General features: G+C 71.7%; 18 protein-coding genes. 6 read left to right on the forward strand and 12 right to left on the reverse strand.

Annotation, left to right across the window (positions count from 1 at the left end; all coding sequences use genetic code 11):
* Nucleotides 1-22 precede the first annotated feature (22 nt).
* Nucleotides 23-1,453, reverse strand: a complete 1,431-nt coding sequence (locus ACLBYB_RS07070; protein WP_100250603.1) for a mannose-1-phosphate guanylyltransferase/mannose-6-phosphate isomerase — start codon at nucleotides 1,451-1,453, stop codon at nucleotides 23-25.
* Nucleotides 1,454-1,643: 190 nt separating this feature from the next.
* Between ACLBYB_RS07070 and selA the strand changes: the two genes are divergently transcribed.
* Nucleotides 1,644-3,098: an L-seryl-tRNA(Sec) selenium transferase gene (gene selA / locus ACLBYB_RS07075; protein ID WP_447698341.1), complete on the forward strand. Its 1,455-nt coding sequence runs from the start codon at nucleotides 1,644-1,646 to the stop codon at nucleotides 3,096-3,098.
* A 123-nt stretch (nucleotides 3,099-3,221) separates the two neighbouring features.
* Nucleotides 3,222-3,692, forward strand: a complete 471-nt coding sequence (locus ACLBYB_RS07080; protein WP_020090750.1) for a MarR family winged helix-turn-helix transcriptional regulator — start codon at nucleotides 3,222-3,224, stop codon at nucleotides 3,690-3,692.
* 21 nt (nucleotides 3,693-3,713) lie between these two features.
* On the opposite strand, the gene ACLBYB_RS07085 is transcribed toward ACLBYB_RS07080, so the two are convergent.
* The gene (locus ACLBYB_RS07085) at nucleotides 3,714-5,084 is read right to left on the reverse strand and encodes a pentapeptide repeat-containing protein (RefSeq protein ID WP_447698342.1); all 1,371 of its coding nucleotides are present in this window, start codon (nucleotides 5,082-5,084) and stop codon (nucleotides 3,714-3,716) included.
* 45 nt (nucleotides 5,085-5,129) lie between these two features.
* A complete protein-coding gene (locus ACLBYB_RS07090; RefSeq protein ID WP_447698343.1) occupies nucleotides 5,130-7,448 on the reverse strand; it encodes an FdhF/YdeP family oxidoreductase in 2,319 nt (772 codons plus the stop codon).
* 156 nt (nucleotides 7,449-7,604) lie between these two features.
* Here ACLBYB_RS07090 and ACLBYB_RS07095 point away from each other — a divergent pair, with 156 nt between their 5' ends.
* Nucleotides 7,605-7,778: a metallothionein gene (locus ACLBYB_RS07095; RefSeq protein WP_020090747.1), complete on the forward strand. Its 174-nt coding sequence runs from the start codon at nucleotides 7,605-7,607 to the stop codon at nucleotides 7,776-7,778.
* A 153-nt stretch (nucleotides 7,779-7,931) separates the two neighbouring features.
* Here the strand turns inward: ACLBYB_RS07095 and ACLBYB_RS07100 are convergent, their stop codons facing one another.
* On the reverse strand, nucleotides 7,932-8,219 hold the full coding sequence (locus tag ACLBYB_RS07100) for an MTH1187 family thiamine-binding protein (protein WP_447698344.1): 288 nt from the start codon (nucleotides 8,217-8,219) through the stop codon (nucleotides 7,932-7,934).
* A 110-nt stretch (nucleotides 8,220-8,329) separates the two neighbouring features.
* Complete coding sequence (locus ACLBYB_RS07105) at nucleotides 8,330-9,232, reverse strand: LysR family transcriptional regulator (protein WP_447698345.1); 903 nt, start codon at nucleotides 9,230-9,232, stop codon at nucleotides 8,330-8,332.
* Nucleotides 9,233-9,339: 107 nt separating this feature from the next.
* Here ACLBYB_RS07105 and kdgD point away from each other — a divergent pair, with 107 nt between their 5' ends.
* The 3 genes from kdgD to gudD all read left to right on the forward strand — a co-directional run bounded on the left by kdgD (nucleotide 9,340) and on the right by gudD (nucleotide 13,152).
* On the forward strand, nucleotides 9,340-10,254 hold the full coding sequence (kdgD, locus tag ACLBYB_RS07110) for a 5-dehydro-4-deoxyglucarate dehydratase (RefSeq protein ID WP_447698346.1): 915 nt from the start codon (nucleotides 9,340-9,342) through the stop codon (nucleotides 10,252-10,254).
* A gap of 98 nt (nucleotides 10,255-10,352) precedes the next feature.
* Nucleotides 10,353-11,708: an MFS transporter gene (locus tag ACLBYB_RS07115; RefSeq protein WP_020090743.1), complete on the forward strand. Its 1,356-nt coding sequence runs from the start codon at nucleotides 10,353-10,355 to the stop codon at nucleotides 11,706-11,708.
* 94 nt (nucleotides 11,709-11,802) lie between these two features.
* A complete protein-coding gene (gene gudD / locus ACLBYB_RS07120; RefSeq protein WP_447698347.1) occupies nucleotides 11,803-13,152 on the forward strand; it encodes a glucarate dehydratase in 1,350 nt (449 codons plus the stop codon).
* A gap of 22 nt (nucleotides 13,153-13,174) precedes the next feature.
* Here gudD and ACLBYB_RS07125 read toward each other — a convergent pair whose 3' ends face one another.
* The 7 genes from ACLBYB_RS07125 to ACLBYB_RS07155 all read right to left on the reverse strand — a co-directional run bounded on the left by ACLBYB_RS07125 (nucleotide 13,175) and on the right by ACLBYB_RS07155 (nucleotide 20,760).
* On the reverse strand, nucleotides 13,175-14,716 hold the full coding sequence (locus tag ACLBYB_RS07125; protein WP_447698348.1) for an amidohydrolase family protein: 1,542 nt from the start codon (nucleotides 14,714-14,716) through the stop codon (nucleotides 13,175-13,177).
* Nucleotides 14,717-14,742: 26 nt separating this feature from the next.
* A complete protein-coding gene (locus tag ACLBYB_RS07130) occupies nucleotides 14,743-15,549 on the reverse strand; it encodes an ABC transporter ATP-binding protein (protein ID WP_447698349.1) in 807 nt (268 codons plus the stop codon).
* Complete coding sequence (locus tag ACLBYB_RS07135; protein ID WP_447698350.1) at nucleotides 15,539-16,468, reverse strand: ABC transporter permease; 930 nt, start codon at nucleotides 16,466-16,468, stop codon at nucleotides 15,539-15,541. Before ACLBYB_RS07135 ends, ACLBYB_RS07130 begins: the two co-directional genes overlap by 11 nt.
* 4 nt (nucleotides 16,469-16,472) lie before the next feature.
* Complete coding sequence (locus ACLBYB_RS07140) at nucleotides 16,473-17,525, reverse strand: ABC transporter substrate-binding protein (RefSeq protein WP_234081987.1); 1,053 nt, start codon at nucleotides 17,523-17,525, stop codon at nucleotides 16,473-16,475.
* A 538-nt stretch (nucleotides 17,526-18,063) separates the two neighbouring features.
* Entirely contained in the window at nucleotides 18,064-18,957 is an 894-nt protein-coding gene (locus ACLBYB_RS07145) for a hypothetical protein (protein WP_447698351.1), read from the reverse strand.
* Nucleotides 18,958-18,968: 11 nt separating this feature from the next.
* Nucleotides 18,969-19,955 (reverse strand): SPFH domain-containing protein, encoded by a 987-nt coding sequence (locus tag ACLBYB_RS07150; RefSeq protein WP_447698352.1) that lies wholly within the window; start codon nucleotides 19,953-19,955, stop codon nucleotides 18,969-18,971.
* 73 nt (nucleotides 19,956-20,028) lie between these two features.
* Complete coding sequence (locus ACLBYB_RS07155) at nucleotides 20,029-20,760, reverse strand: NUDIX hydrolase (RefSeq protein WP_447698353.1); 732 nt, start codon at nucleotides 20,758-20,760, stop codon at nucleotides 20,029-20,031.
* Between the last annotated feature and the right edge of the window lie 227 nt (nucleotides 20,761-20,987).

The following is a 20,987-nucleotide window of genomic DNA, read 5'->3' on the forward strand; positions in this document are numbered from 1 at the left end:
CGCAGGCTGCCCGGCCGGGCGCTCAGCGGCCGTAGATGTCCTCGACGCGGATGATGTCGTCCTCGCCGGTGTAGGAGCCGACCTGGACCTCGATCAACTCCAGCGGGATCTTGCCGGGGTTGGCCAGCCGGTGCATCGAGCCGATCGGCAGGTAGACCGCCTCGTTCTCGTGGACCAGCACCACCCGCTCGTCGATCGTGACCTCGGCGGTGCCGCGCACCACCACCCAGTGCTCCGCCCGATGGTAGTGCTTCTGCAGCGACAGCCGCCCGCCCGGCACCACCTGGATCCGCTTCACCTGGAAGCGCTCGCCGAGGTCGATGCGCTGATACCAGCCCCAGGGACGGTACATCCGCAGGTGCGCGTCCGCCTCCGGCGCGCCCTGCGCCCGCAGGGCGCCGACCAGCTCCTTCACCTTGCCCGAATGCGCCTTGGAGGCCACCAGCACCGCGTCGGGGGTCGAGACCACCACCACGTCCTCCAGGCCCACCACCGCCGTCAGGCCCTCGCCCTGGCTGTGCACGAGGCTGTTCTTGGTCCCGATCAGCGACACCCGGCCGCGCACGGCGTTGCCGGCCTCGTCGTGGTCCAGCACCTGCCAGACCGCGTCCCAGGTGCCGACATCCGACCACGCGAACGACACCGGCAGCACGCCGGCCCGGGCGGTCCGCTCCATCACCGCGTAGTCGATCGAGATCTTGGGCGCCTGGGCGAAGGCCGCCGCGTCGAGGCGGACGAAGTCGAGGTCGGTCACCGCCGCCTCCAGGGCCGCGCGCGCGGCCGCCAGCACCTCGGGGACGAACGCCTCCAGCTCGGCCAGCATCAGGTCGGCGCGGAACAGGAAGTAGCCCGAGTTCCACAGGGCGCCGTCGGTGATCAGCGCCTCGGCGCCGGCTTGGGTAGGCTTCTCGACGAAGCGGGCGACGCGGGCCGCGCCCGGGGCCTCGGCGATCGGCTCGCCGCGGCGGATGTAGCCGTAATCGGTGGCCGGCCGGTCGGGCTCGATGCCGAGCGTCATCGTGTAGCCGGCCTGGGCGCCGGCGGCCGCGCGCCGCACGGCGTCGACGAAGGCCGCCGTGTCGGGCACGACGTGGTCGGCGGCCATGATCAGCACCACGGCCTGCGGGTCGCTGGCGGCGGCGTGCAGCGCCGCGACCGCAACGGCGGCGGCGGAGTCGCGGCCCTGCGGCTCCAGCAGGATGTCGGCGGAGAGACCGAGCTGGTCGCGCTGCTCGGCGACGATGAAGCGGGCCTCGGCCGAGGCGATGACGGTGGGCGTGGCGAAGACCGTGGCGTCCGACACCCGCGCCAGCGTCGCCTGGAAGGTCGAGCGCTCGGCGTCGACCAGACGGGCGAACTGCTTGGGCATGCTCTCCCGCGAGGCCGGCCACAGCCGCGTCCCCGTCCCCCCGCACAGGATCATCGGGTGGATCTGGATCGAAGGTCGGGACATGGTGACGTCTCCCGAGAGGGCTCGGCGGGGTCGGCGCGGCCGAGCCCGCCCCGCGCGGGTGCGATGGACTCTCGGGCGCCGATTTCAGGATCTGCCCTTACCGTCGGGCCGGGACCGGAACAACCTGCGCGCATTATCCGCGCGTCGACGGGCTGGCTCCGTGCACCGGGATGGTTATCTCTGGCCTGCCATGAACGCGCCCGTCCCCACCCCGCAGGCCGACGACCCGGCGCCGTCCCCGCGCCGGATTCCCGCGGTGGAGCGCCTCGTCGGCGGCGCGCCGCCGGCGGAGCTCGAGACCTACGGGCGGACGGCCTTCACGGACGCGATCCGGGCGGTGCTGGCCGAGATCCGGGTCGGGGGCGGCCCCGTCCCGGACGCGGAGTCTATCCGGGCCGCGGCGTCGGCGCGGCTCGCCGCCGAGCGGCGCCCGTCGCTGCGGCCGGTCTTCAACCTGACCGGGACGGTGCTGCACACCAATCTCGGCCGCGCCCTGCTGCCCCGCTCGGCCGCGGAGGCGGTGGCCGCCGTGATGGTGCAGGCGAGCAACCTCGAGTTCGATCTCGAGACCGGCGCCCGGGGCGAGCGGGACGACCATGTCGAGGGCCTGATCTGCCGCCTGACCGGCGCCGAGGCCGCGGTGGTGGTCAACAACAACGCGGCCGCGGTCCTGCTGGTGCTGAACGCGCTCGCCATGCGCAAGGAGGTGGTGGTCTCTCGCGGCGAGCTCGTGGAGATCGGCGGCTCGTTCCGGGTGCCCGACGTGATGGTGCGGGCCGGCTGCCGCCTGCGCGAGGTCGGCACCACCAACCGCACCCACCTGCGCGACTACGCGGAGGCTCTCGGGCCCCGCACCGGCCTCGTGATGAAGGTGCACCCGAGCAACTACGCCATCGCGGGCTTCACCGCGGTGGCCGATCCCGTGGCCCTCTACGCCCTCTGCCGGGAGCGCGGCGTGCCGCTGGCGGACGATCTCGGCAGCGGCAGCCTCGTCGACCTCGCGGCCTACGGGCTGCCCCCCGAGCCCACCATCCGCGCCGCCCTGGAGCGGGCCGACGTCGTCACCTTCAGCGGCGACAAGCTGCTCGGCGCGGTCCAGTGCGGCATCGTGGCCGGCCGGAAGGACCTGATCGCCCGCGTGCGAAAGAATCCGCTGAAGCGGGCCCTGCGCGTCGACAAGATGACCTACGCGGCCCTCGAGGCCGTGCTGCGGCTCTACCTGCACCCGGAGCGGCTGCGCGCGGAGCTCCCGACCCTGCGGCTCCTCACCCGCGACCGCGACAGCATCGCCGCCCAGGCCGAGCGCCTCGCCCCCGCAGTGGCGGAGCGGCTCGCCGGCCGCGCCACGGTCACGGTCGCCGAGTGCATCAGCCAGATCGGATCCGGCGCACTGCCGGTGGAGACGCTGCCCAGCGCCGCCCTGGTCCTGGCGCCGGCCTCGGCGGGCAGCCGCGGCGCGGGCGGCCGGTGCCGGCGGCTCGCTGAGGAGTTGCGCCGGCTCCCCGTGCCGGTGATCGGCCGGATCAGCGACGAGGCCGTCCGCCTCGATCTCCGGACGCTCGAGGACGAGGCCGGCTTCCTCGACAGCCTGGCGGCGCTCCCGCCCGTCGCGGGCGGGGGACGAACACCGAGACGAACCCCATAGGGTTGTTAAGAGAACGGGCCGGACGACCGGAGCTTGCGCGCCGGTATCCCGTGTTATGGTATGGTGACGAACCCGCGGTCGCGGTCGAGAATGGCGGTGCGTGGACCGCGATGGGCAAACGATATGGCGTATATTGCCGATACGGCTGAGGCGCAGCCGGAGACGGATCCGCTGCTTCTCGATAATCAGCTCTGCTACGCGCTCTATGCTGCCGCGCATCGGATGACCAAGTCGTACCGGCCGCTGCTCGAGCGGCTCGGACTGACCTATCCGCAATATCTGGTCCTGCTGGTGCTCTGGGAACAGGACGGCGTCACGGTCTCGGAGATCGGCCGGCGCCTGCGCCTCGATTCCGGCACGCTGACACCGGTGCTCAAGCGCCTGGAGAGCGCGGGCTTCCTGCTCCGGACCCGGCGCCAGTCGGACGAGCGCGAGGTCGAGATCGCCCTGACGCCAGAGGGCGCCGCCCTGCGCGCCGACGCGGTCTCGGTCCGCGAGAGCGTGATGTGCCAGCTCGAACTCAGCGAGCCGGAGATCCGCGCCCTGCGCAAGGATCTGAGCCTCGTCATCGAGCGGCTCAGCGTGAACGACTGAGCGGCCCGGACGCGATCGGGGTCACCGCCGCAGGCGGTTGCCGAGGACGAAGCCGTACAGCCCCATCAGGATGATGCCGACGCCGCCCTCGATGCCGACCAGCAGGTTGGTGACGCGGCCGGTGGGCTTCAGGCCGATCTCGGGCGGGTTCGCGGTCATCATGTTGAGCGCGCTGTAGCTCAGGAGATCGAGGGGATTGTAGGTCGGCCCGGCCTCCGGCCCCTCCACGATGAACAGGCCGCCCGTCAGGCCGAAGAGCCCGCCGAACAGCACGATCAGCAGCGCGAAGGCGCGGGCGATGCGCGACAGGCTCTCGCCGTAATCGCACAGCCACTCGACGAAGCGGTCGGCGGTCCAGCGATAGCCGTGCCGCAGGAATCCGGACCAGTCCCGGTCGGACCAGGCGGCGCGAGCCTGCTGCCCGGCATGGAACCGGCCCATCCGGCGGCCGCGCTTGTAGGCCCAGCTCGCCGCGTCGTGGCTGCCGATGCTCTTCCAGTTCTGCTCCAGGGCGAGGTAGCTCGCCTGGGCGGCGTCGTAGGCGCCGGCCACCTCCTCGCCGACCGCGCCGCCGAGCTGCTCCACGCTCATCCGCGTGCCGTTCAGCCACGCGCCGGCGAAGCGCGCGTGCCGCAGCCGGCAGGTCGCGAGGTTGAGCCGCACGAGGTCGGTGTCGGAGAGATCCGCCCCCGAGAGATCGGCGCCGTCGAGCTTCGCGCCGGTGAAGTGCGCGCCCCGCAGCCGCGAGCCGGCGAGGCTCGCCTTGGTCAGGCTGGCCTCGGCGAAATCCGCGTGGGTCAGGTTGGCGTCGGCGAGCTTGGCCTCGTCGAGCCGCGCCCCGCGGAAGACCGTGTCGTCCGCGTCCGCCCCGGAGAAATCCGCGCCCCACAGATCGGCGCCGGCGAAGTCGGTCCCGTCGAGCAGGGCGCCGGACAGGTCGGCGAAGCGCATCGCGGCCTGGCCGAACCGGGCATCCTCCAGCATCGCCCCGGCGAACTTCACCTGCCCGGCGACGATGCCGGTGAAGTCCGCCCCCGAGAGATCGGCCTCCGACAGGTCGGCCGCCTCCAGGATCGCCCCGGTGAAGCGGGTCGAGCGCCCGACCGCGCCGGACAGGCTCGCCCCGCGCAGGTTCGCGCCGGAGAGATCGGCCTCCTCCATGCGGGCGCGGGACAGGTCCGCGCCGGCGAGCGCGAGGCCGCCGGATTCGGCGTCGGTGACGAGGCCGGCGTCCGGCACATCCGCGAGGGCGCCCGGCCCGGCGCTCAGCTGCGACAGGTCCGCGCCCGGCTCGCGCAGGGGCGCCCCGGCGGCGATCCGGCCGACGAGCGCGCGCAGCCGCGATTCCACCGGAGCGTCCGGTCGCGCGTCGGGAGGAGTCGCCTGGTCCATGGTCGTTCCTTGCCGGAAGGCGCGACCGGACGCCAGACGCTCCACTCAGGGTGCGGCGGTCGCGGCCGTCACCCGCACGGTGATCGCCTTGGCGGCGGGAGTCTTGGACTGCTCGTCGTAGTGCCAGAGCGGCAGCAGGACGTTCAACTCCGGGTAGTATCCGGCGCAGTTGCCCTCGGGGATGTCGTAGGCGATCACCCGCAGCCCGCCGACGCGCCGCGTCACCTGGTCGTCCGCCTCGGTCGCCACGTCGACGCTGATCCCGTCCCTCAGCCCCAGCCGCGCGATGTCCCGGCGGTTCATGAACAGCACGTCCCGGGTGCCCTTCACCCCGCGGAAGCGGTCGTCGTAGCCGTAGACCGTGGTGTTGAACTGGTCGTTCGAGCGCAGCGTGATGAGGTCGAGCACCTCCGGACCCCGGTCGGGCAGGTCTGGATCGGCCTCCAGGCCCTCGGGGACCGCGAAATTCGCCCTGCCGGTGTCGGTCTCCCACTTGCGGTCGCGGGCGCCCAGCGGCTTCAGCAGACCGCCCGGGTGGAACATGCGGCCGTTCAGGTCGTGGAATACGCTCGGGTAGGTCGCCTCGATCGCGTCGCGAACCCGGGCGTAGTCGGCGACCCAAGCATCCCAGTCGATGCGGGGATTGGGCGGCAGGGTCGCCTTGGCGATCTCCGCCACGATCCAGGGCTCGGAGCGCAGGTGCGGCCCGACCGGGTCGGCCACGCCCCGCGAGCCGTGGAACTGGGCGGTGGAGCTCTCCATCGACGCGGCCTGCGGGCCGCTCGCCTGCCGGTCGATCTCGATCCGCCCGAGGCAGGGCAGGATGTAAGCGACGGCGCCGTTCACGAGGTGCGAGCGGTTGAGCTTGGTCGAGATCTGCACGGTGAGCCGCTGCCGCCGCCAGGCCGGTTCCATCCGGGCGGTGTCGGGCACGGCCCGCAGGAAGTTGCCGCCGAGCCCGATGAACGCCTTCACACGCCCGTCGAGGACGCCCTCGCAGGTCTCGACGGTGTTGAGGCCCTTCTCCCGCGGCGGCTCGAAGCCGTAGAGTTCCCGCAGTTTGTCCAGCGGCGCCAGCTCCGGCTTCTCGGTGATGCCGACGGTGCGCTGGCCCTGCACGTTCGAGTGGCCCCGCACCGGGCAGATCCCGGCTCCGGGCTTCCCGATATTGCCGCGCAGCAGCAGCAGGTTCACGAGCATCCGGACGGTCTCGGTGCCCTTGCGGTGCTGGGTCAGGCCCATCCCGTAGATGCCGATCACCGCCTTCGCGCGGGCGTAGACTCCGGCGGCGGCCTCCAGGGCAGCCCGGGTGAGGCCGGAACGCCGCTCCAGCGCGGCCCAGTCCTGACCGTTACAGAAGGCGACGAAGGTCTCGAAGCCGTGGGTGTGCTCGGCGATGAAGGCGTGGTCGAGCACCCGCGGCCGGCCGGCGGCCTCCGCGGCCCGGTCGAGGGCGATCAGCGCCTTGCACAGCCCGGTGAGCGCCGCGAGGTCGCCGCCGGCCTTCACCTGATGGTACTGCGTCGAGATCTTCGTGGACGAGCGGGTGAGCATCTCGACCGGCGATTGCGGGTCGGTGAAGCGCTCCAGCCCGCGCTCGCGCAGCGGGTTGAAGGTGATGATCTGCGCGCCCCGGCGCCGCGCCTCCTGGAGCGGGTGCAGCATCCGCGGCGAGTTCGACCCGACGTTCTGTCCGAAGAAGAAGATCAGGTCGGTGGTCTCGAAATCCTCCAGCAGCACCGTGCCGACCGGCGCGCCGATCGACTGCGGCAGCGCCACCGAAGTCGGCTCGTGGCACATGTTGGAGGAGTCGGGCAGGTTGTTGTTGCCATAGAGCCGCGCGAGCAGGGCCCACATGTAGCTCGTCTCCAGCGACGCCCGGCCGGAGGCGTAGAACACCACCGACCGCGGGTCCTGCGCGCGCAGCTCCTTCAGCTCCCGGCCGATCTCGGCCAGGGCCTCCGCCCAGGTAACGGGCCGGTAGCGGTCCATCGCCGGGTCGTAGCGCATCGGGTGGGTCAGGCGGCCCTGCTCCTCCAGGGCGTAGTCGCTCCAGCCGAGAAGCTCCGTCACCGTGTGCGCGGCGAAGAAGTCCGGCGTCGCGCGGCGGCGCGTCTGCTCCCAGGCGGTCGCCTTGGCGCCGTTCTCGCAATACTCGAACGCTAGCGGCTTGGCGGGCTTCGCCCAGGCGCAGGAGGTGCACATGTAGCCGTCCGGCTTGTTCTGCTTGAGCAGCATCGCCGAGCCGGTGACCGGCACGCCCTCGCGGGTCAGGATCTCGACGAGGGAGCGGGCCGAGCCCCAGCCGCCCGCAGGCCCGTCATAGGGCTCGATCCGGACGTCGTCGGTGTTCTGATCGGCCATGGCGCCCTCCACCCGGCGCAGCGAGCACCGGACCTGGGGAACGCGCGAGCGGGCGAATGGGATCACGGGCGCGTCACCGCGCCCGGAGAAGGGTTTCCTCGCCGCCGCAGCGGTTCTAACGTCGACATGCGGACTGTCCCGCCGGAGGAGGAAATCATGGCCAGCGTCGACGTCGAGATGGTGAAGTGCGCCTGCCAGGACTGCGTCTGCGTGATCCCGGTCGCCAAGGCCGTGTCGCGGGACGGCAAGGCCTATTGCTGCGACGACTGCGCGAACGGCCACAAGGATCACGCCGGCTGCGAGCACGCCGGCTGCGCCTGCCACGGCTAGGGCTTTTCTCGTTCGCGTCGCGACGGTCCGGAGGACGCGTCACCGGTCGAGCCAGCCGCGACGCGCCCCCTCTCCCGCACGAGCGGGGACCCGCACCTCATTCGGCGCGGGTTCGGAGAACGACCCCGGGATAACGCGCTGCGGCGGTCGCGGTCAGGAGACCGCGGCGAGCTTGTCGGCCATCGACTGGTCCTTGTCGCGGCGCGTCGAGAAGATCAGCGTGAAGAAGGTCCGCTGGACGCCGAGCTCGGCGAGCCTCGCCTCGCACCGCTCCGCCAGCGCGCAGATCTCCGACAGCTCGCCCTCGATGTTCGTGCCGTTGGGATGCATCGTGGCGGTGAGCCCGCTCGACTCGATGATCCCCTTGAGCTCGCGGACGTAGCGCGAGACCGACGGGCCGACACCCATCGGCACGATGCAGAGGTCGGCCGAAACTCTCATGGTGCCTGCCTGATCCGGGAGGGGCGGCCCCGGCCGGCTGCGCGACCGGAAGCGGGGCGAGCGCGCAGCCTATCGCCGGCCGCACCGACTTTCCAGGCCGGCGCCGGCCGTCACGCCTCGCCGGTCTCCAGCGCCGCCGCCCGCACCGAGGGCAGGCAGGGATTGGCGTTGTCGCTGCGCCACGCGAGCCACAGCTCCGGCCCGGTCGTGGCCGGCAGGGCGATCGGCCGGAGCCGGATGTCGGCCATGCTGTTGCCCCTGGCGCTGCCCGGCACCAGCGCGACGCCGATGCCGGCGCCGACGAGGGCCAGCATCGCGTGGACTTGGTTCACCCGCTGCACGATCCGCGGCTGCACGCCCCAGTCCTCGAACAGCCGGTCGAGCAGGTCGATGAAGTAGCGCCCGCCCCGGGGCGACCAGGTCACGAAGGCCTCGCCGTCGAGGTCCCGCAGGGTTGGGGCGCGCGCCGCCGCGAGGCGGTGCCCGCGCGGGACCGCGAGCAGGAGCCGCTCGCGCGCCAGCGGCGCCGTGGCGATCGCGGATTTCGGATCCTGCAGGACCGGCGCCGGCCGCAGGATCGCGAGATCGGTGCGGTTCTCGCCCAACGCCAGGATCTGCTCGTCCGAGACCATCTCCTCCAGCACGAGATCGACCTCGGGCAGCGTCCGGCGGACATGGGCCACGACATGCGGCAGCGTCCGGTAGGCCGAGGCGGCGGTGAAGCTGAGGCGCAGCACCCCGCTCTCGCCCAGGGCGGCGCGGCGCGTGATGCGCGCGGCGTTCTCGGCCGCCGCCAGAACCCGGTAGGCCTCGGCCAGGAAGGTGCGGCCCGCCGGGGTCAGGCGCACCGCCCGGGTGGTCCGCTCCAGCAGCGTCACGCCCAGCGTCTGCTCCAGCATCTGGATCTGCCGCGACAGGGGCGACTGGGTCAGGTGCAGCCGGGCCGCGGCCCGGCCGAAATGCATCTCCTCGGCGACGGCGACGAAGCTGCGGGCATGGCCGAGATCGAACATTGATGCAGGATCCGGGATAATCCAGCCAAAATCAACGTTGGACGCATTTAACGCCGGCGCCTAACCCCGGACGCGACACCGAACGGTGCGTTCCAGGGAGAGAATCGATGGCGAGCATGACCCCGGCCGAGATGGCGCGCGTGCTGGGCTCCGGCCTGCTGTCCTTCCCGGTCACGCATTTCCGCGACGATCTCAGCTTCGACGAGACCGCCTACCGGGACAATCTCGGGCGGCTGGCCGACTACAGGGTATCGGGCCTGTTCGCCGCCGGCGGCACCGGCGAGTTCTTCTCGTTGACGCCTACCGAGATCGACCGCGTCCTGCGCGCCGCCGTCGAGGAGACCCGCGGCCGGACCCCGGTCATCGCCCCCGCCGGCCAGGGTACCGCCCTGGCGGTCGAGATGGCCCGGGCCGCCGAGGCCGCCGGCGCGGACGGGATCCTGCTGCTGCCGCCCTACCTCGTCGGCTCCGAGCAGGCCGGTCTCGCCGCCCATATCGAGGCGGTCTGCCGGGCGACCTCCCTCGGGGTCATCGTCTACAATCGCGCCAACGCCCAGCTCAACGAGCAGACGCTCGCCGGCCTGTGCGAGCGCTGCCCGAACCTCGTCGGCTTCAAGGACGGCATCGGCGACGTCGAGCTGATGACCCGGGTCTACGCCGCTCTGGGCGACCGCCTGACCTATGTCGGCGGCCTGCCCACCGCCGAGACCTTCGCGCTGCCGTACCTGGAGATGGGCGTCACCACCTACTCCTCGGCGATCTTCAACTTCCTGCCCGAATGGGCGCTGTCCTTCTACGACAGCGTCCGCCGCCGGGACCGCGACGCCGTCTACCGGGAGCTGCGCGACTTCGTCCTCCCCTACATCGCGATCCGCAACCGCAAGCGCGGCTACGCGGTCTCGATCGTCAAGGCGGGCATGAGCGCCGTTGGCCGCCACGCCGGCCCGGTCCGGCCGCCGCTGACCGAGCTCGACGCGGCCGAGCGCGCCGAGCTGACGGCCCTGATCGGCGACCGCCGCTGAGCCCCCGCCTCGACACCCAAGACTGACCCGCCGAGCCAACGGCGGCCACGACCCGCCTCCCGGATCAACCGGGCGGCGACGAGCCTGGGAGAACGTCCATGAGTGCCAGTTCGACCGGCGCGCCGAGCACCCTGCTCGCCGCCGCCGACGCGGGTCGCCGCACCCGCGTCCGCCTGCTGATCGTCGCGATGCTGTTCGCCGCGACCACCATCAACTACGCCGACCGCGCGACCATCTCGATCGCCGGCCCCGACATGGCCAAGGAACTCGGCCTCTCGCCGGTTCAGATGGGCTACGTCTTCTCGGCCTTCGCGTGGTCCTACGTCCTCGCCCAGATCCCGGGCGGCTGGCTCCTTGACCGCTACAGCGTCAAGTGGGTCTACGCCGCCGCCGTCGCCCTCTGGTCGGCCTTCACGCTGGTCCAGGGCGCCGTCGGCTTCTTCACCGGCCTGACCGCCGTGGTGCTGCTCTTCGCCCTGCGGCTCGCCGTCGGCCTCACCGAGGCACCGGTCTTCCCCGCCAACGCCCGGATCGTCGCCGCGTGGTTCCCGACCCGCGAGCGCGGCATGGCCTCGGCCTTCTTCAACTCGGCGCAGTACTTCGCCACGGTGCTGTTCACGCCGCTGATGGCGTGGATCGTCCACAATTTCGGCTGGCACCACGTCTTCACCAGCATGGGCCTGCTCGGCATCGCTTTCGCGGTCCTCTGGCTGCGCGTGGTCGACAGCCCGAAGAACCACCCGTCGATGAACCAGGCGGAGCGGGACTACATCGAGGCCGGCGGCGCCCTGCTCGACATGGACGGCCAGAGCCGGAGCAAGCAGGGCGATGCCGGCCGGACGCTGCGCCAGCTGCTCGCCAACCGGATGCTGCTCGGCATCTATATCGGCCAGTACTGCATCACCGTGCTGACCTACTTCTTCCTGACGTGGTTCCCGGTCTACCTCGTCAAGGAGCGTGGCCTGTCGATCCTGCAGGCCGGCTTCGCGGCGGTGCTGCCGGCGCTCTGCGGCTTCATCGGCGGCATCCTCGGGGGCGTGATTTCCGATCTGCTCCTGCGCCGCGGCTTCTCGCTGACGGCGGCCCGCAAGATCCCGATCGTCGGCGGCATGCTGCTGTCGATGAGCATCATCGGCTGCAACTACGTCCAGGCGGACGCCCTGGTGGTCGGCCTGATGGCGCTCGCCTTCTTCGGCAAGGGCATCGGCGCGCTCGGCTGGGCGGTCGTCGCCGACACCTCGCCCCGGGAGAGCGGTGGCCTCTCGGGCGGCCTGTTCAACACCTTCGGCAACACCGCCGGCATCACCACGCCGATCGCGATCGGCTACATCGTCCAGAGCACGGGCTCGTTCAACGGCGCCCTGGTCTTCGTCGGCCTGAACGCCCTCGTCGCCTGCTTCTGCTACCTCGTGGTGGTCGGCGAGATCCGCCGCGTCGAACTCAAGGCCCACTGACCCGCACGCCGGACCGGCCTCGGCCGGTCCGGCCCCGCATCGATCCCGCCTCGCGCCCGGCGCAGACCGGCCGGGGGCCCCCGAGGAGGACGCCATGCTGAACGAGAGCCGCCACGCCGCCCGCCACACGCCGACCGTGACCGCCATGAAGGTCGTGCCGGTGGCCGGCCACGACAGCATGCTGCTCAACCTCTCGGGCGCGCACGGCCCGTACTTCACCCGCAACCTCGTGATCCTGACCGACACCACCGGCGCCACCGGCCTCGGCGAGGTCCCCGGCGGCGAGGGCATCCGCAAGACCCTGGAGGATGCCCGGGACCTCGTCGTCGGGCAGCCGCTCGGCGCCTGGAACGCGGTGCTCAACGCCATGCGGACGCGCTTCGCCGACCGCGACGTCGGCGGGCGCGGCCTGCAGACCTTCGACCTGCGCATCACCATCCACGCGGTCACGGCCGTCGAATCCGCCTTCCTCGACCTGCTCGGCCAGTACCTCGACGTGCCGGTCGCGGCGCTCCTGGGCGAGGGCCAGCAGCGCGACGCCGTCGAGATGCTGGGCTACCTGTTCTACCTCGGCGACCGCACCCGCACCGATCTTGGCTACCGCGCCCCGATCGCCCGCGACGGCTGGTTCCGCCTGCGCGACGAGGAGGCGCTGACCCCCGGGGCCGTGGCCCGGCTCGCCGAGGCCGCCTACGATCAGTACGGCTTCAACGACTTCAAGCTGAAGGGCGGCGTCCTGCGCGGCGAGGAGGAGATCGCCGCCGTCACCGCGATCCACGAGCGGTTCCCCAAGGCGCGGGTCACGCTCGACCCGAACGGCGCGTGGTCCCTCGCGGAGGCGATCCGCCTCTGCAAGGGCCAGGGCCACGTCCTGGCCTACGCGGAGGATCCCTGCGGCGCCGAGGGCGGGTTCTCGGGCCGCGAGATCATGGCGGAGTTCCGCCGCGCCACCGGCCTGCCCACCGCCACCAACATGATCGCCACCGACTGGCGCCAGATGAACCACGCGATCCAGCTCGGCGCCGTCGACATCCCGCTGGCCGACCCGCATTTCTGGACGCTCGCCGGCTCGGTCCGGGTGGCCCAGCTGTGCCGCGACCACGGCCTGACCTGGGGCTCGCACTCGAACAACCACTTCGACGTGTCGCTCGCGATGTTCACCCACGTGGCCGCGGCGGCGCCCGGCAACGTCACGGCGATCGACACCCACTGGATCTGGCAGGACGGCGAGCGCCTGACCAAGGAGCCGCTGGCGATCCGCGGCGGCCTCGTGCGGGTGCCGGAGCGGCCGGGCCTCGGCATCGAGCTCGACATGTCGGCGGTTGAGGAGGCCCACGCCCTCTACCGCGACCACGGCCTCGGCGCCCGCGACGACGCGGCCGCCATGCAGTTCCTGATCCCCGGCTGGACCTTCGACAACAAGAAGCCCTGCCTGGTCCGCTGAGGCCCGGCCCGGGCCCGCGCCGTCAGACGCGCGAGCTCGGGCGGTAGAACGGCTCGTGCCGCGACGGGTCGATGTAGTCGGCGTAGAAGCGCCGCGCGTGGGGGAGCAGCGCCTTCGACAGCTGGCGCCGCTCGACCTCGTCGTCCGAGAGCGCCCGCGACAGGTCGTCGTGGAGCGCCTTCAGGGCGGCGTCGCGGTCGACCCGGGTGAAGCGGCCGTCCGCGTAGAGCACCTCACCCTCGCACAGAACCGCAGTGACGCCGCCGGTCTTGGCCCGCTGGATCACCGCGTCGAGGAGCGGCGTCTCCGGGTCGAGATACGGGTAGGCGATCTGGTCCCAGTCGATCAGGACCATGTCGGCGCCCTTGCCGACCTCGATCGTGCCGAGGCTGTCGCCGTAGGGGGTGGTGCGGGCGCCTCCGACGGTCGCCATGCGCAGCACCTGCGCCATGCTCGGCACGTCGGCCTCGTCCATGCCGGGCACCCGGTGGGCGCGCAGCACGAGGCGCATCTCCTGCAGCATATCGCGGTCGTCGTTGATGCCCGCCTCGTCGAGGCCGATCGCCGTGTTGATCCCCTTCGCCTCGAAGCGGTTGAGCGCCGCCACGCCGGAGCGCAGCCGGAAGTTCGAGGAACAGTTGTGGCAGATGCAGGTGCCGGTCGCCGCCACCCGGTCGATGTCGGACTCGTTGAGCCAGACGCCGTGGCCGAGCGTCAGGAGGGGCCCCAGCATGCCGAACCGGTCGAGGTACTCGACCGCGGTCCCGCCGCCGCGCTTCTCCGCGTAGGCCTTCTGGTAGGCGGTCTCGACGAGGTGCATGTGCATCGGCACGTCGTAGGATTCGGACAGGCCGGCCAAGCCCTCGAGGGCCGCGTCCGAGCACCAGTGCAGGTTGGCGGGGGCGAGCTGGATCTTCGCCCGCGACGCGCCCTCCTGACCGGCATGCAGGCTGCGGAAGAGCGAGAAATTGTCCTCCAGGGACATCTGGAAGCGCTCGAACCAGCGCTTCATCGGGTCCTGCAGCGGCGCCGGCAGGCTCGCCACGAAGTCCATGTCGGCCTGGTAGACGAGGCGGTTCTGGTCGCGGACCGCGAAGCAGTACGAGACCCGCATGCCGATGTCGCGATAGGCGCGCAGCACCTCGTTGGAGCGCGCCTCGACCTCCTCCAGGCTGCCGGGCATCCAGCCGTGGATGTGCTGGACCGTGGTGATCCCGGAGCCGACCATCTCGAAGGCCGAGTACAGGGTGTCGAGGTAGAGGTTCAGGTTGCGTGCCACCATGCGGGTGACGAACCACAGCTCCAGGGGCATGTCGGGGGAACCGAGCTGCACCGGCGTCAGGCCGACATGGTGGTGGCCGTTGACGAAGCCCGGCAGCAGGATCTCGCGGCCGGACCCGATCACGGGTGCGTCGGGGTAGCGGGCGTGCAGGTCCGCGTAGGTGCCGACCGCGGCGATGACCCCGTCCTTCTGAAGGACCGCGCCGTCGGCGATCTCCTCCCAGCGATCATGGTCGAGGGTACGGGTGATCATCCGCCGGCTGCGGATCAGCGATGTGGCCATGGTCGTGTCCGTGTTGGGGGAGGGGGTCAGACGAGCGCTTCCTGCTCGGCGAAGGCCCGGTCGACCTCGTCGCGCAGGAGCTCGGTGAGGTGCCGCCGCAAGGCCTCCGCCTCGGGCGAGAACGGGTCGCGCGGGCGGGCGAGGTTGTTGCGGACGATCGTCTTGATCCGCCCGGGGCGGGCGGTGAACACCACCACCCGGTCGGCGAGCGCCACTGCCTCGTCGATGTGGTGGGTCACGAACAGCACCGAGGCGCCGCTGTCGCGCCAGACGTCGAGCAGGAAGTCCTGCATCTTCTGGCGGGTCTGGACGTCGAGCGCCGCGAAGGGCTCGTCCATCAGCAGTACCTTCGGGCGCATGGCCAGCGCCCGCGCCACCGCCACGCGCTGGCGCATGCCGCCGGACAGCTCGTCCGGCCGCTTGTCGAAGGCCTCGGCGAGGCCGACGCGCTGGAGCGCCGCCCGGGCGACGCTCCGGCGCTCGGCCTCCGGCACGCCCTTCAGCGACAGGCCGAAGCTGACGTTCTGCCAGACGCTGAGCCAGGGCAGCAGCGAGGTCTCCTGGAAGATCAGGCTCCGCTCCGGCGACGGGCCGGTGACGGCCTCGCCAAAGGCCAGGAGCTCGCCCCCGGAGGCGGGTTCGAGCCCGGCGATCAGGTAGAGCAGCGTGCTCTTCCCGCAGCCCGAGGGGCCGAGGAACACCACGAACTCGCCGGGCCGCACGGTGAGGTCGATGTCGCGCAGCGCCTCGTGGGCGCGGGCGGTGCCGGCCGCCCAGACCTTGGCGACGCCGCGGCACGAGACAGCATCGTCGGAGCGGGGATCAGAGACCAAGGGAGGCCCCCGTGTCGCGCGGCAGCCAGTACAGCAGCCGCCGCTGGACCAGCCGGAACAGCAGGTCGAAGGCGAAGCCGAGCAGGCCGATCAGCGTGATGGTGAAGAACACCAGCGACGGGTTGAAGGTGTTGCGCGCCAGCATGATCACCTGGCCGAGCCCGTAGCCGACGCCGGTCGCCTCGGCGACGAGCACCACCATCCAGGCGCCGAACAGGTTGAGGCGCAGCACCGCGAGCAGCCCCGGCAGGATCGCCGGCACGATCACCCGGGCGTAGATCTGGCGCTTCGACGCCCCCATGGTCCGGGCGACGTTGATGAAGTTGCGGTTGACTTCGTCGATCTGCTGGATGGTTGAGAGCACCATCGTGAAGAACAGGGCGATGAACACCATGAAGATCGCCGGGGCGTTGCCGATCCCGAACATGAAGATCGCGACCGGCAGCCACGCGATCGGCGAGACCGGCGCCAGCAGCGTGATGGTCGGCAGGGTCAGCCGCTCGAACAGCTTGAAGTAGCGGATCGCTACCCCGACCAGGATCGACAGGGAGGCCGCCAGGGCGAGGCCCGCCAGCACCCGGCCGGTCGAGGCGAGCACGGTGATCAGCACCGCCATGGCGGGGCTGGGGCCGGTACTCATCCCGGTGCCGATCTGCCAGCGCTGCGCGGTGTTGAAGAAGCGCGCCTGCTCGGCGAGGTTGCCGAGGAAGATGTGCGGCGGCGGCAGGAGCTTGGCGTCGGCGATGCCGAGCGCCCAGAGCAGCTCCCAGAGGCCGGCGAAGCAGCCGACCGAGACCAGCATCCAGCCGATCCGGCGGAGCAGGGGGACGAGCCCTTCGGGCAGCGCGAGGCGCTGACCGAGCGGGAGGCGCGGCCGGTCCTGCGGGACGGCGGCGGCGCGGGCGAGGAAGGTGGCCATCCGCTCAGGCCGACTTCAGCTTGAGCTTGCCGTAGAGGTCCGGGTTCTCGGCGATGACCTGTTCCAGCAGGGTCCAGTCGATCGCGTCGCGGCCGGGCTTCTTCTTGATGTAGCCCATCTCGGCGACGGAATCGGTCCGGTCGAGGATGAACTGCGTCTGGTTGCGGGCGTCCACCACCGAGGGCTGCCGGCCCATGGCGAGCTGGGCGTTGCTCATCGAGGTCTTGTAGTAGGAGCCGACGAGCTTGTTCAGGGCGGCCTGGGGGTCGCCCTCCGCCAGCGCCTGGGCCTTCATCATGCCCTTGATCAGGGCCTTCACGGCGGCCGGGTTCTTGGCGATCAGCTCGTTGCGGACCGCCAGCACGCAGTCGGTGTAGCCCTTGCCGTAGATGTCGGTCCCGTCGGAGAGCTTCACCGCGCCCTTCACGTCGGTGAGCAGCGCCGTGCCGTAGGGCTCGATGGTCGAGATGATGTCCAGCGCCCCGGCGCGGAACGCCTCCACGGCCTCCGGGGTCGAGCCCATGTAGCGGACGGTGATGTCCTTGAAGGCGACGCCGTTCTTCTTCAGCCAGTCGTAAGGCAGGACCTCGAGCGTATCGAGCTGGAAGGTCCCGAGCGTCTTGCCCTTGAGCTTCTCCGGGCTGTCGAGGCCGGGCTGGGCCACGAGCACGCAGCCCTCGATGCCGCCGCCGGCCACGATCTTCACGGGAGCACCCGCGTCGTAGAGGGCCATGAAGCTCGTGTAGGGCATCACGCCGGCATCGACCTGGCCCATGCCGAGGAAGGTGACCTGATCCGAGAAGGTCGGCGTGTTGACGAAATCGATCGTCAGCCCGTCATCCTTGGCGAGCTGCATCGCCTCGGCCAGGAAGAAGTTCAGGTTGCAGAAGCCGGTGCCGTGGGTCGCGCGGATGCCGGTGGCCGCCGCGGCCGGGCCGGTCAGGCCCGGGCCCACCGCCAGGGTCAGCGCGGCGGCGGTCCCGCCGAGGAAGCGCCTGCGACTGGGCTTGAACCGCGTGAGATCCGGGACGCGATAATCGCCGTGACGGTCGCACATATCGACTCTCCTCAGAGGGCGGATCGCGCGATCCGCCGGACGGCGCGTGCCGGTGCTGAAACGGAGGGATCGGAGCTCGGGACAGGCTCAAGGCAGTCGCGGAGATCCGGTCGCCCGGCACCTCACCACATCGACGGCACGCCAACCTCTAGCCGCCGCCGGGGCGACGCTGCGCTAGTGAATACGAACCAAGAAGCGTGCCAGACGCGGGAATCTGCGGTGTTGGCGGCGCACCTCGCCGGTCGGCGTTGTCGGAGACCTGTACCGTCCCGTCCTTGCGAGCGGAGCGAAGCAATCCAGCCGCGCCAGGCCTCCGGACGTCGCGCTGCCCTGGGTCACTTCGCTGCGCTCGTGATGACGAAGGTGTCGCATCGACCGGTTCGACGCCCGCGAAAGCGGCTGTCTGCCGCCGGCGTGTTCAGCCGGGCTCTTCAGTCAATGCCGGTCCCGCGCGGGCGAAGAACGCGCGGAGCGGGCCCTCGGGCAGCATCCCGAGCCTCGCGCACAGGCGGTCGTCGGGCGCCCGGTCGGCGCCGCGCTACGCGGCCACGAGGTTGAAGGTGCGGTCGGCCGGGGCGAGGCTCACCCGCCGCCCCCAGTCGAAGGCGACGAAATCCTGCTCGATCCCGTCCGAGAACACCACGCCGCCCTCGTTCATCCGCGACACCACGGTGAGGGGCGATCCGGCGAACTTGCCGCCGCGGAGGTCGGTGCCGGTGGCGACGCTCGGGAACGGCTCGCGCACCCAGTAGCCGAAGGCCGCCTCCTCGATGCCCACCTCCACGGTGAGGTGCGTCGCCTCGCTGATCGAGCGCGCCCAGCCGGTCAGGCCGGTGCCCGAGGCCACGATCAGACCGCTCGACGAGTGGTCCTCCGCCCGCGCCCCGTCGTCGATGCGGTAGCGCGCCGATTGGTGGCTGCGGTGGCCGACGAAGATCTCGTTCAGGGCGAGCAGCCGCTCGCCGCCGTCGAAGGTCGCCTGCACCATGGTGCGCCGCTGGAGGGGCGCGGCGCCGGCCGCGCTGGCGGGCAGGAGCGCGCGCAGGGCCTCGACCCGCGCCCGGGCCAGCACGCCGTCGTAGAGGTCGGGCGCCGGGTTGACGCCGACCACCGGCTGCCCGTCGAGGTACTTGGCGACGTTGGCCACGAGCCCGTCCTGTCCCACCGCCACGACCACGTCCTCGGGGGCGAAGAGGAAGCGGTCGAGGTCGGGGCGCTTCACCAGGGCCTGCCGCCAGTCCAGCGGCACGGCGGACCGGGCCTCGGCGAGCACGGCCTGGAACTGCGCGTGGCGCGCCTCGACCTCGGCGAGCGTCTGGCCCCGGCTCTCCAGGAAGAACCGGACCTGGCCGCGGGTCGCGTGCCGGGCGATGAGCAACTCGTAGTCCGTGTCGCGGATGACGAAGACCACGCGGGGGGGGATGGCCGGCACGGCGGACCTCCTCAGCGCGGCGCGAGCCGCGGGGACAGCGCGCCCCGGAACTCGCCGAGGACGGCCGCCAGCAGGTCGGGCGTGACGTTGACGTGCTCGATCGTCTCCAGCTTGCCGGCGAGTTCCCGGGCCGCCAGCCCGAGCAGGACGGCGGGCGGCATGTCCCGGTAGACGGCGGCGCGGCGCTGCTCTGCGTCGGCTCTGGCTCCCTCGACGAGGCGGATCCGCTCGGCCTCCGCGGCCGCCTCCAGGCCCCGCGCCTCCGCGACGCCGGCGGCGCGGTCGCGGGCGTTCTCGGCCTCCTGCGCGATCAGCACGGTCTCGCGCCGGGCCAGCTCGGTCTTCGTGGCGAGCTCGTTCTCCGCGATGGCGCGCTCCTTCTCGACCGCCAGGGCGCGCCGCGCGAAGGTCGCCTCGTCGGCCTTCTGCTGCAGGGCCTCGAAGGTCGGTGTCTGCAGGGCGCGCTCCAGCTCGCTCGTCGGCGCGAGGTTGGTGAGCCGCACCGACACCGCCGCCACGCCGATCTCGGCCAGCGCCGGGGCGTCGGACAGCACCCGTTCCAGCACGGCGCGCAGCGGCTCCGGCCCGGCGTCGAGGAGGGCGCCGATCGGGCTCGCCCCTAGATACTGGAGCGCCGCCTGGCTGGCGATGCCGCCGAGGCGCGCCTCGATCCGCTCGATCGGCTCGCCCTGCATGCGCCCGGTTCGGAGGTCGATCGAGAAGTCGACCCGGCTCGCCAGCAGCTCCGGATCGACGACGTGCCAGCCGATCGTCCCCTGGACCACGACGGTCTGGAAGTCCCGGCTGCGGCCGCGGACGAAGAGCGTCATCTCGCGGTCGTCCACCGGCACCTCGCTGATACTGGCGGTCTCGGGCCGGAACCAGAAGACCAGACCCCGCCCGCTCTGCCGGACACGGCCGTTGCGGAAGCGGATGATGTGGCTGCTCGCCTCGCTCCGGAGCTGGGCGATGACACCGATGTTGCGGACCGTAGCCATGATGGGCTCCTCGAAGCGCTCTCCGCCGAAGTGGATACCGGTTCGGGTCAAGAGAGCGCGTTGAAACAAAGGCTTAGAACTGGCCTGACCTGTCGAAGCGGAAGAGTTCGGCGGGGCGGAACGCCGTCCCGGCCTCGCGGGCGCCCGTCGGCGCGATCCAGCCCCGGTCGCGCATGCGGCGCCGGAAGGCGGATTTGTTGAGGGGCGCGCCGCGGATCGCCGCGTGCACGTCCTGGAGCTGCCGGAGGGTGAAGTGCTCCGGGAGCAGCGCGAAGCCGACATCCGTGTAGTCGAGCTTGCCGCGCAGCCGCTTCACGGCGAGCGCGAGGATGTCGGCGTGGTCGAACGCGAGGGCGAGGGGTGCGCCGTCCTCCGCCTCGGCCGAGACCGGGCCGCCGGACTCGCCCGCCCAGGGCACGACCAGCGCCGCCGCCGCGAGCCCGGCACCGCCCGCCAGGGCCTCGGCGAAGGCCGATTCCGGCAGCAGCGCCAGGTAGGCCACCGAGACGATCCGCATCCGCGGATCCCGATCAACGGCGCCGAAGGTGTAGAGCTGCTCGAGCCGCGCCCGCCCGATGCCGGCCTTATCGCGCAGGACGCGCTCCGCGGCGGCGTCGAGGGTCTCGGCGATGCCCACGAACCCGCCCGGCAGGGCCCAGAGGCCCGCCTGCGGCTGCTGGCCCCGCCGCAGCAGGAGGGCAGCGAGCCGGCCCGCCCGGATCCCCAGCAGGACGAGATCGACCGCCAGGGCGGGCCGCTCGTAGGCCGCAGGATCGTAGCCTGCCAGGAACTCGGACTCGGTCATCGGTCTCTTCTGCTCAACTTGAGCATAACTAAGACGCAGATTGCGCATATGTCAAGCCGAGAGCGGATTTGCCGGGAAGCGCCGCGGGACGCACAGCTCCGCACCGGCTCCGCACAGATCCGCCCGGGCGCGGCCGGCCGGTGCGGTCCGAGCCTGGAAAAGGGCGAAGCTTCTCGTGGCGACGGAGGGGCTGGCGCGGGAGCTTCAGCGGCGAGCCGGCATCGATC

The sequence above is a fragment of the Methylobacterium sp. D54C genome (assembly GCF_053345595.1).